19 protein-coding genes are annotated in these 12,992 nt (G+C 52.2%); all 19 read left to right on the top strand.

Features of this window, described 5'->3' with window-relative positions; all coding sequences use genetic code 11:
* The first annotated feature begins 182 nt into the window (after nt 1–182).
* Entirely contained in the window at nt 183–1,013 is an 831-nt protein-coding gene (locus ACJJIN_RS12610; protein WP_444894924.1) for a GPO family capsid scaffolding protein, read from the top strand.
* A gap of 54 nt (nt 1,014–1,067) precedes the next feature.
* Entirely contained in the window at nt 1,068–2,102 is a 1,035-nt protein-coding gene (locus ACJJIN_RS12605) for a phage major capsid protein, P2 family (RefSeq protein ID WP_444894923.1), read from the top strand.
* Nucleotides 2,103–2,232: 130 nt separating this feature from the next.
* The gene (gpM, locus tag ACJJIN_RS12600) at nt 2,233–2,913 is read left to right on the top strand and encodes a phage terminase small subunit (RefSeq protein ID WP_444894922.1); all 681 of its coding nucleotides are present in this window, start codon (nt 2,233–2,235) and stop codon (nt 2,911–2,913) included.
* A 107-nt stretch (nt 2,914–3,020) separates the two neighbouring features.
* Nucleotides 3,021–3,785 carry a DNA-methyltransferase gene (locus ACJJIN_RS12595; RefSeq protein ID WP_444894921.1) on the top strand — a complete coding sequence of 255 codons (765 nt, stop codon included), beginning with the start codon at nt 3,021–3,023 and terminating at the stop codon, nt 3,783–3,785.
* The gene (locus tag ACJJIN_RS12590) at nt 3,782–4,246 is read left to right on the top strand and encodes a head completion/stabilization protein (protein ID WP_444894920.1); all 465 of its coding nucleotides are present in this window, start codon (nt 3,782–3,784) and stop codon (nt 4,244–4,246) included. Before ACJJIN_RS12595 ends, ACJJIN_RS12590 begins: the two co-directional genes overlap by 4 nt.
* Complete coding sequence (locus ACJJIN_RS12585) at nt 4,246–4,734, top strand: phage tail protein (RefSeq protein WP_444894919.1); 489 nt, start codon at nt 4,246–4,248, stop codon at nt 4,732–4,734. Before ACJJIN_RS12590 ends, ACJJIN_RS12585 begins: the two co-directional genes overlap by 1 nt.
* On the top strand, nt 4,718–5,365 hold the full coding sequence (locus ACJJIN_RS12580; RefSeq protein ID WP_444894918.1) for a phage virion morphogenesis family protein: 648 nt from the start codon (nt 4,718–4,720) through the stop codon (nt 5,363–5,365). The genes ACJJIN_RS12585 and ACJJIN_RS12580 overlap by 17 nt, the downstream gene beginning before the upstream one ends.
* Before the next feature lie 21 nt (nt 5,366–5,386).
* Nucleotides 5,387–6,493: a DUF2586 domain-containing protein gene (locus ACJJIN_RS12575; RefSeq protein ID WP_444894917.1), complete on the top strand. Its 1,107-nt coding sequence runs from the start codon at nt 5,387–5,389 to the stop codon at nt 6,491–6,493.
* Between the two features lie 45 nt (nt 6,494–6,538).
* Nucleotides 6,539–6,991, top strand: coding sequence for a phage protein (locus tag ACJJIN_RS12570; protein WP_444894916.1), 453 nt, complete (start codon nt 6,539–6,541; stop codon nt 6,989–6,991).
* A gap of 16 nt (nt 6,992–7,007) precedes the next feature.
* Nucleotides 7,008–7,217 (top strand): TraR/DksA family transcriptional regulator, encoded by a 210-nt coding sequence (locus ACJJIN_RS12565; protein ID WP_444894915.1) that lies wholly within the window; start codon nt 7,008–7,010, stop codon nt 7,215–7,217.
* Entirely contained in the window at nt 7,217–7,804 is a 588-nt protein-coding gene (locus tag ACJJIN_RS12560; protein WP_444894914.1) for a hypothetical protein, read from the top strand. The genes ACJJIN_RS12565 and ACJJIN_RS12560 overlap by 1 nt, the downstream gene beginning before the upstream one ends.
* Complete coding sequence (locus tag ACJJIN_RS12555; RefSeq protein ID WP_444894913.1) at nt 7,801–8,346, top strand: hypothetical protein; 546 nt, start codon at nt 7,801–7,803, stop codon at nt 8,344–8,346. The genes ACJJIN_RS12560 and ACJJIN_RS12555 overlap by 4 nt, the downstream gene beginning before the upstream one ends.
* Nucleotides 8,346–8,609, top strand: a complete 264-nt coding sequence (locus ACJJIN_RS12550) for a hypothetical protein (RefSeq protein ID WP_444894912.1) — start codon at nt 8,346–8,348, stop codon at nt 8,607–8,609. Before ACJJIN_RS12555 ends, ACJJIN_RS12550 begins: the two co-directional genes overlap by 1 nt.
* A 15-nt stretch (nt 8,610–8,624) precedes the next feature.
* Nucleotides 8,625–8,930 (top strand): putative phage tail assembly chaperone, encoded by a 306-nt coding sequence (locus ACJJIN_RS12545; RefSeq protein WP_444894911.1) that lies wholly within the window; start codon nt 8,625–8,627, stop codon nt 8,928–8,930.
* Nucleotides 8,931–8,968: 38 nt separating this feature from the next.
* Nucleotides 8,969–9,109 carry a DUF6890 family protein gene (locus tag ACJJIN_RS12540; protein WP_444894910.1) on the top strand — a complete coding sequence of 47 codons (141 nt, stop codon included), beginning with the start codon at nt 8,969–8,971 and terminating at the stop codon, nt 9,107–9,109.
* Between the two features lie 10 nt (nt 9,110–9,119).
* A complete protein-coding gene (locus tag ACJJIN_RS12535; RefSeq protein WP_444894909.1) occupies nt 9,120–10,964 on the top strand; it encodes a phage tail tape measure protein in 1,845 nt (614 codons plus the stop codon).
* Nucleotides 10,964–11,290, top strand: a complete 327-nt coding sequence (locus ACJJIN_RS12530) for a DUF2590 family protein (RefSeq protein ID WP_444894908.1) — start codon at nt 10,964–10,966, stop codon at nt 11,288–11,290. Before ACJJIN_RS12535 ends, ACJJIN_RS12530 begins: the two co-directional genes overlap by 1 nt.
* Nucleotides 11,287–12,465 (top strand): baseplate J/gp47 family protein, encoded by a 1,179-nt coding sequence (locus tag ACJJIN_RS12525; protein WP_444894907.1) that lies wholly within the window; start codon nt 11,287–11,289, stop codon nt 12,463–12,465. Before ACJJIN_RS12530 ends, ACJJIN_RS12525 begins: the two co-directional genes overlap by 4 nt.
* On the top strand, nt 12,462–12,980 hold the full coding sequence (locus ACJJIN_RS12520; RefSeq protein WP_444894906.1) for a phage tail protein: 519 nt from the start codon (nt 12,462–12,464) through the stop codon (nt 12,978–12,980). The genes ACJJIN_RS12525 and ACJJIN_RS12520 overlap by 4 nt, the downstream gene beginning before the upstream one ends.
* The last annotated feature ends 12 nt before the right edge of the window (nt 12,981–12,992 follow it).

Here is a 12,992-nt window from a genome sequence, read left to right as displayed (position 1 = left end):
AGTGTACGGAAGAAATTATCAGGAAAAACGCGGCTTAATTCCTGCAAATTCCTATTTTTGAAAAAACGGAATCTATAGGAATTTATCGCGTTGTTTGGTGCTGGGTTTGTATTTAATCTGCGGGCTGTCGATGTGGTGCAGGCCACAAATTAATAAACAGGAATCTATTTAGCGGGCGAAAAATGGCACGAAAGCTTTCTACTGACTTTGTAAAAGTGGCAACCAGTGGCCCGACTATTGACGGTCGTGAAATTGGTTCAACTGAAATTGAGCAGATGGCCGAGAGCTACGACCCAGAAGAGTACACGGCCAATATCTGGTATGAGCATATTCGCTACTTTGGCAATCTTGGCAAGGTGCTGGAATTAAAAGCTGAGAAAGACAGCAAGGACCGTATGTGTTTATTCGCTCGCTTGTCTCCGACTGACGAGTTGATGTACCTAAACAATATGGGGCAGAAACTCTTTACCAGTATCGAAATTCAACCCGATTTTGCCAGCAGTGGTAGAGCTTACCTAGCCGGACTGGCCGTTACCGATAGCCCCGCCAGCCTGGGAACCTCAGAGTTGCAGTTTAGTCGCGCGCAAAAGCCAGATAATTATTTCACATCCGCCATTGAAACTTCCCCGTTTGAACTGGAAGACAGCCAAGGTCTATTTGGTCGATTCCTAAAAAGCTTTGGCCGCGATTCAGAAACCACAGAACCTGAAAAAACACAGCAAGGTAGCGAAGCTATGGACGATAAGCAATTTAAGCAAATTATGGATGCGATCACATCACAGGATGAAAAGATCGATGCGCTGGATAAAAATTTTTCAAAGAAACCAGCAGGTGAAAGCAAGAAAAAAGCAGATAAGGCTGAAGCAGAGGAAACCGTTTCCCTTGAAGCTTTCAACAACTTGAAAGCAGATCTCGACGATTTTAAAGAGCGGTTCAATAAAGCATTGAATGAAGAGAACCCCGGCACCACAACCCCCGAGGGCACCGGGGCCAGTGACGAAGAAGTCATTTAAGCCCGCACGCGCAGTAAAACCTAAACAACCTGATTATTTTTTGAGTGCAATTTTATGCGTAATACTACCCGGCTTAAATTTTCTACTTTAGTCAGCCAAATGGCTAAAACCTACGGTGTGGATTCCGTAGAAAAATCCTTTGCGGCAACGCCATCTATAGAACAACGCATACAGGACACGATTGTTGAGCCCTTCAGCTTCCTACAGCAGATTAATGTCATCGGTGTTGATGAACTCAAAGGGGAGAAGATCCTCGGCTCAGCCACCGGGATGGTGGGTAAGCGCACCGATACCACCAATAACGACCGGCAAACCGTCGATCCACTCGGCCTTGATCCCAACGGCTATGAGTGTGTAAAAACAGAATACGATGTCCATATTCTGTATCAAACCCTGGATGCCTGGGCAAAGTTCCCCGACTTTAAAGACCGTTTTATGAATTACGTGCGCAAGGCGATTGCCCACGCGCGCATTAAACACGGATTTTACGGTACTCATAACGCAGCTGTTACTAACTCTGCTACTTATCCCAATGGCGAAGACGTTAATAAAGGCTGGTTCCAGCATTTGCGTGAATATAACGCGGGGGCGCAGATATTTAGCGAGGGCGGTACAGCCGGACAAATTCGTTTGGGCGCGGGCGGCGACTACGAAAATCTGGATGCCATGGTCCATGACGTGCTGCAATTGGTTGCCGAACCCCACCGTGACGGCGATGACCTGGTGGCCCTGATTGGCCGCGATCTTCTCGCCCAGGACAAAGCACAGCTCTATACCGCTCAGGGACAAACGCCCACCGAAAAAGAGCGCGCCGAAAACAGTGCGGTCACGCGTACCTACGGCGGCTTGCTATCCCATCCGGTGCCTTTCTTTCCGATGCGCGGGCTAATGATTACCAGCTGGGACAACTTAAGCCTGTACTACCAGTCCGGTGCGGTACGGCAAAAAATCGAGGATAACGCCAAGCGCGATCGCGTGGAGCATTACAACACCATGAACGAAGCTTACGTGGTGGAAACCCTGGATAAAGCGGCGGGTATTGAATTTGCCAATGTGAAATTGCCGAACGGCAGCGGCGGCTGGGAATAATTCTTTATCTCTCATTAATCAAACTCACTAATCACCAATAGGCGCAGTGGGCTTCCCCTGGCCACCGTGAATTAACGACTGGCCAGGGGCTTTTTAAAAGCGCCTTACTGAAATAAAAAAGGGAATCGTTATGAGTCTCGCATTGCGTCATAAAAAGAAATGTTTGGCCGCGCTGAAAAATCAGCAAGCCAGTGAAGTGGTTGTAGAAATCACGGCCGCCGCTACCAGCCCTACAGATAAAGACGAATACACCCGCAATCTGCTTGAAGAAACCCTGGAAAGCGATTTGCAGCTGTTATCCGAGCGCAAAGAGATTGCAGAAAAAATTGCCCTGAAGCGCGCGCTCTTGCCGCGCTACTTACCGCACGCGCATAAATATATGGCCAGCGGTGCGAAGTACCCGAACCTGATCCTGGTGCAGTGCGTAATCTGGCTGATTGATATTGAAGATATTGAGCAGGCCTTGACGCTGGCCAATTACGCCATAGAACAGCAGCAATCCATGCCAGAAAGATTTAAGCGGGATTTACCCACCTATGTTGCCGAGGAGCTACATGATTGGGCGGAGCGGGAATACAAAGCCCCGCGCTCGCCATTCCCGTATTTTTCTGAAGTGCTGGACGCGGTGCAGTCTCAGCGCTGGCCGGTCGCCAGCATTATTGTGCTGGGCAAAATCTATAAATTGGCGGGCCTCCTCTATGACCAGGAGGAAGATTTCGCCAAGGCAGTGCACTGGTATGAAAAGGCCGAACAGGTGAACGATAAAGCCGGGGTAAAAACCCGCTTAGAGCAGGCCAGAAAAAGATTGTAACGGTTCCCCCCACCGCACGGGCCAGTGGGGCGTTTGTCGCCCTGAGCGGTCAGGCAAACCACTTGGCGCCGTGTTTTTAAATTGCTGCCATAGGTATTAGCTGTTCTATGAAAATCAAGCGTTTTGCCATCGGGAATATTGTGCTTTTTCAGGGGGATGCACTTGCAGTCCTGGAGAAGCTGCAAACCAATAGTTTAGGTGCGGTAATTACCGATCCGCCTTATGCGAGTTCTGGTTCCTCCTCATTAACCAAAGCGCAACCACCTAGCCAAAAGTATCAGGGCCTTGATGTTATCAACAAGCATCCGGAATTTCAGGGCGAAAGCCGGGACCAGCGCAGCTTTGCGTACTGGTCATCTCTTTGGGTTAGTCAGTGTTACCGAGTGGTAAAAACCGGCTCACCCATTTGTGTATTTAGCGATTGGCGGCAGTTAGGTGTAACAACGGATTACCTACAGTCCGGGGGTTTTACTTTTAACGGCATTGTGCCCTGGGATAAAACCGAATCGGTGCGGCCTGCCAAAGGTAAGTTTCGGGCGCAAGCGGAGTACATCGCCTGGGGTTTTAAGGGTAAGTGCTACGGGGATCGGCACCCGGTGTATTTAAAGGGCGCCTTGCGCGAGCGGGTTAACCCTAAAGAAAAGCTGCACATGACGGGCAAGCCAGTTGCGGTAATGGATCACTTGGTCAAAGTGGTTCCACCGGGGGAAACCATACTCGACCCATTTATGGGGAGCGGTTCAACCGGCGTTGCCGCAATTAAATCAGGCCACCCCTTTATCGGTATCGAAGCCAGCGAAGAATATTTTGAAATCGCCAAGAAGCGCCTACGCGCAGCCTATCGGGATTCACTCAGGGAAAATGCGCAATGAGCTTTACCGGTAAATCCGAAACCTATCTGGAAACCACGTTAGAGAATAACGGTTTTTTCCCGGATCTCTCTTTGGGGGATTTGCAGCGGCTTTACCGGGTGCCAACGGAATACCACCAGGAAAAGGTAGAACACCATTTGCGTTTGGCCATGCTCGATGTCAACGACGATTTGTGCGAGCAGCAAACGGCCTGGCAATCCGAGGGCCACGCCACCCTGGCGGCGGTCTCAGATAAAACCATCGGCGGTAATAATATTTTAGAGGAGCAGTACCGCCGCGCGGTGTTCTGTAAGACAACCGCCACACTGTTCCAGGAGTTCGCCACGATTAACCGCCGCGAAGTAGGCGAGAACCAGGCGAAGGAATCCGAAAGCACCGCCCAGCAGTACCAGGCACAGGCGGACCGCGCTTTGCGCAGCCTGCGCGGCGTGACAACCAATATCACGGTGGAGCTTTTGTAATGGCCCTGGAAAAACTACGTGCAATAACCGGCTTTTTATTGGATGCCAACCTGGTCTCCTACGAGCAGTTAGACAGCTGGATGGAAGACGGCAAGCTGGAAACCACCAGTAAAAACCTGGGCAATGGGATTTGTATTTGCAGGCTCCGCTATGACGCGGTGATCAGTATCGAGCGTTTTGCCAAATCGCCTAAATTACTGTTTGCGCTGGTCACTACCTGGGTGCAAGACCAGGACGCGGAGCGCAATAACCAGGAATTGCCGGACCCGGAAGTCGACATCGATATGATCAATGATCGCAAGTCCGATGTGGAAATCCGCATTGCCTTTTATGAAGACATCGAATTAGTTCCCGACGATAGCGGGGTGATTCCCTACGACGGGAAAAATTGGTCTATCGCCGCTGTGCCCATCGATGAGCCCAGCCAGGTTGGGGTGGGGGACGATCAATCACAACCGACGGATAAGCCCTATGTCCGTGAAGATTGATATCACCGGGCACCTGGGAGTTAAAAAACAATTACAGCTGTTGCAGCTGCCCGCCGCGAAACGGCGGCGATTGCTGGGGCAGGTAGGGCGCAAGGTGCGCACTTATTCCCGCAAGCGCTTGCGCGAACAGCGGGATTTAAACGGCCAGCCCTGGCAAGCGCGTAAAAAAAAGGCCAATCGCAGAATGCTGCGGGGCCTCAGTAAAAAAATGCGCAGCAAGGCCACCCCAGAAAAAGTGGTGATTGATTTTAAAGATTCGGTCACGGGTGGCATTGCTTACAAACACCAACACGGCGTGAGCGAATACTGGAACGCAGAAAAGGCAGACAAGGTTTACGGCCAGCCGGACTACGACGCCCCGGCAACGCGGGCACAGGCAAAGGCACTGCGCAAAGAGAATTACAAAATCCGCCGGACCAATGGACGCGGCTGGAAGCAACCCAGCCTCAAATGGGTAACTGAGAATTTAACTGTCGGCCAGGCCGGCATTATTTTGCGCAGTATGCGCGAAGCAGAACCGAAAAAAAGCTGGGTTATTCCATTGCCGGATAGAAGCTTTCTTGGAGTGACCGAGAAAGAAGTGGCAGAGCTGGCCACCACAATTATTGACCAAACACTGGAGCGGTCGTAACGGACCAAAGAGGGCAATCAAATGGCGTTAGGAAAAGTTGCAGTCAACAATCTCAATCAGGCCCAGGGCAGTACGCCAGAAATTGAGCGCAAGGCGCTGATTATCGGCGAGGGCGCCACCAATACCGGCCAGCTGATTTCTCTAAACAGCCAAAGCGATATCGATACCTTGCTGGGTGAAGACAGCAGCGAGATTCGCGATAACGCCCTGGCGGCACAGCTAAACGGCGGTGAGAACTGGCAGGCCTGGGCGGCACCGCAGGCCAATGGTTACGACTGGACCCAAGTGGTCGATACGGCCATGGCCACAGTGAGCCCGGAAATTATTGTTCTGTGTACTCCGGCTACCACCAGCGCCGAACTGACCGATATGCACACCAAGGCAGAAAGCCTGCGCACCAGCCTGGCTCGCCGGGTCATTGTATTAACGGCTACCCCTGGCATTGATGCCGGCTCGCAAACCTGGAGCGACTACGAGGCCGCCCAGGCGGCGATTACCAACGGAGTTGCCGGTTATCGAGTTGGGGTGGTTCCGCAATTACACGGTAACAACCTCGGCGTGCTGGCCGGGCGTTTGTGCAATCACACGGTGAGCATTGCCGATAGCCCTATGCGCGTTGCCACAGGCTCAGTACTGGGCCTCGGAGAAACTACCTCCGATAGTGGTGATAAAGAACTAGAGGGCGCAACCCTGGAAACCCTGGATGCGGCGCGACTGTCAGTACCGCAGACCTACCCGGATTACCCCGGCACCTACTGGGGGGACTGCAATTTATTAGATGTTCCCGGCGGAGACTACCAGGTAATTGAGCATTTGCGGGTGGTGGATAAAGCCGCGCGGGCAGTGCGCCTGCTGGCTATCGCAAAAGTTGCCAACCGCTCTCTCAATTCCACCCCGGCCAGTATCAACGCCAATAAAACCGATTTAATGCGTCCCCTGCGGGAGATGAGTTACAGCACGGTATTTGCCGGTCAGCACTTCCCCGGCGAAATTAAAGCCCCCACCGATGACAGTATCACTATCGTCTGGCCCAGCAATGCGGCGGTGGAAATTTATATCAAGGTGCAGCCTTACAACTCACCCAAGGCGATTACCGCCAATATTATTTTGGATGTAACCGGCAGTTAATCCCGTTGGGCTTTTACGTAATTTATTAATTGGGGAGCAATCGCAATGAGTCGGAAACTCAGCGGCAAAGATATCGATGTCATGATCGGTAGTATGTTGGTCCATGTGGAAAAGTTCACCGTCAGTATTGAGGACGCGACCGGACCAGCGTTTACCCGAGGCGTGCCGGATGGCTGGATACCCGGTGATAAAAAGGCTTCGGGGGAAATTGAAGTAGATACCAATAACTTAATGACCATTTTAGACGCGGCAAAAAGTGCCGGCAGTTTTAGCGCCCTGGAACCCTTCGATATTGTCAGCAGTGCCGCCGCTACCAATTTGGAATTTAAGGTGGAGGCCTTCGGCTGCAAGTTGCGTATTAGTGATTTGCTCGATGCTGCCGGCAGCGGGGGTGAAAAACTCAAACATAAATTGCCCTACGACGTCACCAGCCGCGATTTTGTGCGGATCAACGGGGTTCCCTATATCGATGCCAGCGAAACCGAGCACTTTATTTAACGGGTAGGGAACGGTTATGCCGGATGATTTGGACCGCGCTTCCGCGCTGGAGCAAGCCCAGCGGCAACGGGCGCTACAGGCGCAACGCCAGCGCAGTAATTTTGAGGTGCCCAGTTTGGCCCAGTGCGAAGACTGCAACGGAGATATTCCCGAAGCGCGCCAGGCGTTCGGCGGCGTGACTCGCTGTGTGGTGTGTCAAACCGAATTCGAAAAATGGGGACGTTAATGAAACTGCCGCGATACGGACAACTGCAAACCGCGCTGTATAAAAAAGGTTTTCGTTTTTTTGATAAGGGCGATTTCAATCTTAATTTGATTGGTATTCGCAGTGCGGACAACCGCGCAAATACGTTTAACGATTATTTGGCAGTGGCCTGGCGCTTCGATGGTGTCCCCCACTGCCTGGTGTTTGCCGCGACCACTGACCCCGGTATTTATTGGCGAGAAAACCCAATCAATGTCAACGGCACCGCAATACTAGTGCCTGGCCAATATCCGGGTTTGTGGCAACTGGGCTTGCACCAGGGCAAGTACCGCGCACTGGTGCAACGCAAGCCAGTACGGGTTTACCGGGACAGTAACCGCGACCAGGTTTTAAACCAGGATGCGCCCATCGATGACGGCCTATTCGGAATTAATTGCCACAGGGCCAGCGGAACCCATACCAGCCAGCGCGTAGACAAATGGAGCGCGGGTTGCCAGGTGCTGGCTGATCCGTTTGATTTTTCCCTGCTGATGGCGCTGTGTGAGCGCGCGGCGGAAAGCTGGGGCAGTACCTTTACCTACACGCTCATCGAGGAGGGGGACTTGTGAAACTGAAAGAAATTATCAAAGCCGCTGGAGGTATCGCGCTCGATGTTTTCGCCCCCGGTGCCCGGCAAGTCATTAACGCCGTGTTACCGCAAGACAAACAGCTACCGCCGTCCGCCACCGGTACCGATGCCGATCAATGTGTACAGGCGTTGCCACCGGAGCAGCGCGCCAGCCTGCTGGAACGCCAGATGGATTTACATATAGCCCAGGAAGAGGGTTGGACCAGCCGCTATACCGCGATGTGCCAGGCAGACGGGCAGAGCAGCCGCGCACAGATTGCCCTGATGATGGCCAAGGTTCTGTGCTTTGAAATCCTCGCATTTACTTTGTGGGCGTTTGTATACCCGGAGCAAATGCAAAGCCCGGTTTTATGGACTGTGTTTGGAACCCTGACCGGTGTGCCCGCAACCCTGCTGGGCAAATACTTTGGCGAACTGCGCAGAGAGCAGAGCAAACGGCAGGAAGCCATGGGCGCGTCGCCGTCCACTGGGTTAGTGGGCGGCATCGCTAGGGCACTGGGTGCGAAAGCTAGGGGGCATTAGTGAGATACCTAACCGAACAACAGGCCGAAGAGCAGGCGCGCAAGACAGCACACCAGGCGGTTGAAGAGGTTTTAGAAAAGCTGGGTGTCGATGTGGCTAATGTGCGGGAGATGCAAAAAGACCTGGCACACCTCCGCCAGCAGCGCAAAGCCGCAGAGCAAGTGGGCGTTTGGACGCGGCGAATACTCTTAGGCATTTTTATTACCTCCGTCTGCGCTACGTTGTGGGCGGGGTTTCTTTCCGGGCTAAAAGGCTCAAATTAAAAAAGGGGTTTTCCCATGGCGGATATTACTAAACCGGCAGAAGACAAAAACACACAAGTCATTGAAGTCACTGTCGGTGATAAAGAGTTTGTTTTTAATGTGACCCGAAGTGATTACAACAAATATATCAACAGCGTTGTGCCCAATAGCAAGGTGGCGCCTTCGCACAATTTTCTGGTGAACACGGTACAGCCAGAAGATAAAGCTGAGTTGGTTGGGGTATTAAAAACATCCCCAGGTGCTGAGGTACAAATTGCAGGGGCTGTGTTGGAGGAGTACATCCCTGATCTGGCCATTACTGCAAAAAAGCGCAAGCGTTAGCGGAGAAAATCGCAGAAAACGGCTACGACCAATTGTGTGTGCTGGTGGCCCGATATTTTCCAGGGGCGGCAGCCACTGAGGAGAACATGGCGCGCGCGCTTTACCTGGAGCAGCGCGAGTGCAAAAACCTGGAGATAGCCGTAGCCAACGGTATAGCCCGTGCATTGACCGGCAAATAGTGGAGAGCGTATGTCCTCGCGTTTGGAAAAATTATTGTTTTCCGTGAGCCTGATCGATAAGGCCTCGGGCCCCGCAGGCAAGATTGCCTCGCAGATCGATCAACTCAACCAGCGTGCCACGGCGGGTTTTACCCAAGTGGGCGTGGGGGCTGCCGGTTTGTTTGCGACAGGCTATGCGCTGAAGTCCGTGCTCGGGCCCGCTATTGAAATGGACCGGGCACTGGGCGAGGTGAGTAGTTTAGGGGTGCGCGATGCCGCCTTGCAAAAACTGGAAAAAACCGCACTTAAATTTTCCGTGAAATATGGCGAGAGCGCGACGGAGTTTGTGCGTGCTTCTTACGATATTCAAAGCGCAATTTCTGGACTCAATGGCAGCGAGCTTTCCACCTTTACCGAGACCGGCGCCATCATGGCAAAAGCCACAAAATCCAATGTGGCCACCATCACCGATTATATGGGCACCATGTACGGAATATTTGAGAAAGATGCTAAACGCATGGGCAACGCCAACTGGGTGGAACGACTCGCGGAGCAGACCTCTACCGCCGTTGCCGCCTTTAAAACTGACGGCAACAAAATGGCTTCTGGTTTTTCTGCATTGGGCGCTGATGCTACGGCAGCCGGAATTTCCATGACTGAGCAGATGGCGATTCTCGGCAGTTTGCAAGCGACCATGAGCGGTAGTGAATCCGGCACTAAATATCGGGCTTTCTTAAAAGGCGTGGGTAAAGCCCAGGACCAATTGGGGCTTCAATTTACCGACAGCCACGGCCGCATGTTGTCGATGCTGGATATTCTGCAAAAGCTGCGCGGCCGCTATGGAGAGACAATCACCGTCGCCGAGGGCATGGAATTGCAAAAGGCATTCGGTACCCAGGAGGCGGTAGCATTAATTAATCAGCTGTTGCCAAAAACCGAAGAGCTGCGCGGCAAAATGGCAGAGCTGGAAAATGTTAAAGGCATGACCAATGCAACGCAGATGGCCCAGAAGATGGTCGACCCCTGGCAACAGATGGGTGCGTCTGCTACCGCAGTACACACACAATTTGGGCGACTGATCCAGCCGGTATTACTACCGGTGTTGGAGTTAATGGTTTCCACGGGTGAGGCTGTGATGGCTTGGATGGACAATCACAAAACCCTCTCCAAAGTAATCGGCGTCGGCACCCTGGTGATATTCGGCCTGGTTGCCGCTGTGAGCGCCTTTGCCCTGGTGCAGGGCCTGGCCACCCTCTCTATGGCCGGATGGAGTGGGGCGCTGCTGGTGAGTGCTGCGGGCGTTAAGCTCTGGCGATTTGCCGTAGGTACTGCAAAAGCCACCTTGTTCCTGTTTCAAATGGCGATCTATGGCGGTGTGGCGATCTTCCGCGCTCTGCGCACCGCCTTTATGGCCTCCACCGCTGCCACCTGGTTATTAAACGCCGCACTGCTGGCAAATCCTATTACCTGGATCGTATTGGCCGTGGTGGCCCTGGTGGCGGCTGTGGTGGGCCTGATCGTTTACTGGGATGAGTTAATGGCCTGGTTTAGCGATATCAAACCGCTTGAGCTACTGGGCAAAGCGCTCGATTGGCTGATCGACAAAATCAATATGATTCCAGGGGTAGATATTGGCGGTGGTGGTGAAGTCACCGTGACCGAAAAAATAGAGCAGGAACGGGAGGCCATGAACCAGGCCTCCGCAGGCATCGTTCAGACTCGCCCCGGTGCGGTACCCGCTGGCGGTTTGCTGAAACAGGTCAGCCAAGCCACGACCAACAATAACGGGCTGAAAGTCGACAAGATCGAAGTCAATACCACGGGCGGTGTCAGCGGTTATCAGCTGGCCGATGAACTGGCACTGGCGGGTGGGTGATGAGCGATTTTGAAGATCTGCTAATTAGCGATGAGCGGGATCTAAGCCTGGATGCCGGTGGTTTCCCGGTTATTTGCTCGGGCCGGGTGAGTATTGGTCAGGATATTAAGCACCGTATTTTAGAGAGTGGTTTGGCCCTGTTATTAATCGGTGAGCGCGACCCGCGCAAAATTGCCCAGATTAAAAACCAGATATTGCTCCTGGTAGATACCGACGAGCGTGTGCGCCCAGGTACTGCGCAAATTGTGGCGGACAACAATGACAGCGGCGGCTATTGGTTAACGGCCACAACGATGAAATATGGTGATATTCAGGTGACGCTATGACGGATGAAAACCGTGACCAGTTTGTACAGCTGGCCATTGATGCGGGTATTCCCACCACTGAAGCCAGTCTAAATACAGAACTGGAAAAAATCACCAGTGAGGCACAACTCACGATCAATAACGATAGCAACGTGTCACCATTTTGGCGTTTCGTGCAGGCTGCCGTCAGCACGCCAGTATTGTGGTTAGTCAATTTTATGATTGACCATGTATTCGCACAGGCCTTTGTCAGAACGGCGACTGGAACAATTTTAGAGTGGCACGCCTGGGCCGTAGGGCTGGAAAAAAAAGGGGCTGTTTACGCTCAAGGACAATTGCAGTTTTCCCGAACCGATACCAGTGTGGCATTTACCATTGATGCAGGCACGGTCATTGATAGCACTTTAATTAACGGTAAAACCTATTCGGTAGAAACCAGCGAAGAAGTGTTAATGAGCCCTGGCGAAAGCATGGTTATTGTGCCGGTAAAAGCAAAAGGGGCGGGTGAAGGGTATAACCTGGGAGCGGGCTACTATGTGCTGTTGCCGACCCCTCTGGCGGGTGTGAGCGTTACCAACTTGGATGACTGGTTGATTGTACCCGGCGCAGATATAGAGAGTGATGATGAATTACGGTTGCGTACACGCAATCAGTATGCAGCTATTAATCAGTGGCATACGGATGCAGGCTATACGGCTATTATCGTCGGATTTACTGGGCTCAAAACCGACAATATATTTTTTGAGCACGATGCACCGCGCGGGCCTGGTACTGCCAATGTTTATATCATGCTGGATATTGGCAATCCTTCCGATGAGTTTATCGGCAGCATCCAGCATGAAATCACCGATAAAGGCAACCACGGACACGGCGATGACTTAATGGTTAAAGCCATGCCCGAAACTAACTACGACGTGGAGTGTAGTTTGTGGTTTGTGGCCAACACCAGCGATGCGGAAAAAAATACTTTAATTAGCAAAGTAAAAAATTTTATCCGTGCGGCCTTTCGGGAAAATATCGATTATTCCCCTACGCTGGTTTATCCCTGGTCCCTGTTCGGTTTCTCGCAGCTGTCGCGGGAAATACAGGAACAGTTCCCGCAGATCAGCAATATTTATTTTAACCTGGCGCAGATTACCAGCGAAATGGACTTACCCCGCTTAGGTAGTTTGACTGTTGCGGAGGCCGAATCTTGAAAATAACTTTGCCGACCTGGGCCAATAAAGGGGAAGTAAAGAAGCTCGGTGTGATGCTCGAACTCTGGTGGGACTATGTAGCCAGCTGGTTGCAGTGGCCCATTGCACAAATGGACCCAGAAAAATGCGGGGAGTCGGCCTTGCGGCTTCTGGCCTGGCAGCGATTTATTGATCGCTTTGATGGTGAGTCCTTGGAGTTGTTCCGTTTGCGCGTGAAGTATGCCTTCGTCAACGCCGTGGACGCGGGCAGTGTTGCCGGCATTAAGCGAATATTCGAGCGATTAGGCGTGGGTTATGTCGAGGTTATAGAGCGCGATCCGGACAGGGACTGGGATGTGATTATCCTGCAATTGAGTGATGCGCAGCTCAGTAACAATCAAGAGTTGCTCAAGCGATTGCTGCAGAAATATGGACGCACCTGTCGGCGTTACGAATTTAAATTAATTTCCCCCGTGGGATTGGGCATATCAGTGCATGAAATTGACCATGCCTGGTACTTCGATGAGGCCAGCTAGTAGGAAAATAAT

It is taken from the genome of Microbulbifer maximicatervae (SeqCode), assembly GCF_052467505.1.
This window is presented reverse-complemented; position numbering and strand designations above follow the sequence as displayed.